Origin of the sequence: Kitasatospora sp. NPDC018058, assembly GCF_044327205.1 — a bacterium.
Taxonomy (GTDB): Bacteria; Actinomycetota; Actinomycetes; order Streptomycetales; family Streptomycetaceae; genus Kitasatospora.
This window is the reverse complement of sequence record NZ_JBIRFA010000144.1, coordinates 1-1,463: the sequence shown is the minus strand read 5'-3', so window position 1 is coordinate 1,463 and position 1,463 is coordinate 1. Positions and strand designations below refer to the sequence as shown.

1 pseudogene is annotated in these 1,463 nt (G+C 69.4%); it reads left to right on the top strand.

The features are described 5' to 3' along the window. Positions 1 to 207: 207 nt before the first annotated feature. Positions 208 to 1,434 (top strand): annotated as a pseudogene (locus ACH4E7_RS45605) (IS4 family transposase); the annotation flags it as partial. Between the last annotated feature and the right edge of the window lie 29 nt (positions 1,435 to 1,463).

Below are 1,463 nucleotides of genomic sequence, written 5' to 3'. Positions count from 1 at the left end.
CCCGGCCAATGCCGTTGCTTGAATTCGAGAACAACTGCCGCGGAACGGGTGACGGTGTCGGGGCGGGGGGCGTTGGTCCGGTTGTGCATCCGTGGAGTGGCTTGTCCGACGAGGTACGGCTTGGTGTCCTGACCGAGTGGGTGCCGCCGGGGTTGGTGGACCAGGCGCTGGCGGAGTGCCGTCGGCGGGACCGGCGTCCGGGGGCGCTGCCCGTCCCGGTTCATGGTCTACTACGTGCTCGCGTTGGCGCTGTTCCATCAGGACTCCTACGACGATGTCGCGGAGAACCTGGTGGGTGCATGGCCGGATATGCACGAGGCGATCCCGAACAAGTCCTCGTTCACGCGGGCTCGGCGGCGGCTGGGCGAGGCGGCGCTGGAGGCGGTGTTCCGGAAGCTGGCCGGGCCGGCGGCGCCGCTGGGGCTTTCGGGTGCGTTCTACCGTGGGATGCGGGTCGCGGCGGTGGACGGGTTCGTGCTGGATGCGCCGGACACACCGGCCAACCGGGCCGAGCTGGGCGGGCTCCTGGACGTGCGAGGTAACCCGGCCGGGTTCCCGCAGGTGCGGGTGGTGACCTTGACGGAGGCCGCGACGCACGCGTCGGTGGACGCCCGGGTGGGCGCATTCAGCGGCGGGGAACGGGAGTTGGCGGTGGCGATGGCTGGCAGCGCGGCGGGGATGCTCGTCATCATGGATCGCGGCTTCCCAGGCGTCGAGCTGTGGAAGGCCTACACGCGGGCCGGGGCTCACCTGCTCCTGCGGGCCCGCTCAAGCGTGGCCCGCCGCCCGGTCGAGGACCTGCCGGACGGCACCTACCTGGCGCGGATGAACCTGGCCGGACAGAAGGGGAACCACCCCGGCGGGGTGTTGGTGCGCGTCATCGAGTACCAGGTCGACGGCGGCGAGGTCATCCGCCTGCTGACCGATCTGATGGACCCTGACGCCTTCCCCGCCGTGGAGTTGGCGGCCCTGTATCACGAGCGCTGGGAAGCGGAGACCGCCTATCGGCAGATCAAGACGTTCCAGCGCGGTGGTCTGGCGATCCTGCGCTCCGCCGACCCGGAACTGGCACGCCAGGAGGCGTGGGCGCACTTGATCATCCATCACTGCCTGACTCGGATCGTCATGCGCGTCGCCGACCGCGGCCGGCTCGACCCCGACCGGATCTCCTTCCTCAAAATCCTCAAGCACGTCCGGCGCAGCGTGGTCCGGCAGAGCCAGCACACCCCGGCCAGGATGAAGCAGTTCCTGGCGAACATGGCAGCGAAAGTCCGCCGCAAGCTCGACAGCGGCCCCAGGCGGCTCAGGGAAGCCGACCGGCTCCTGAAACGCGCCGACGGCCGCTACTCAATCCGCAAGGCAGGTCAACCACGTCGACCGACCCGACGTGTCCCAGCGAAGACCATCACCCTGAACCCTGTGATAGTTCACTGAGTCAAGCAACGGCATTGCGTCCCCGGCGG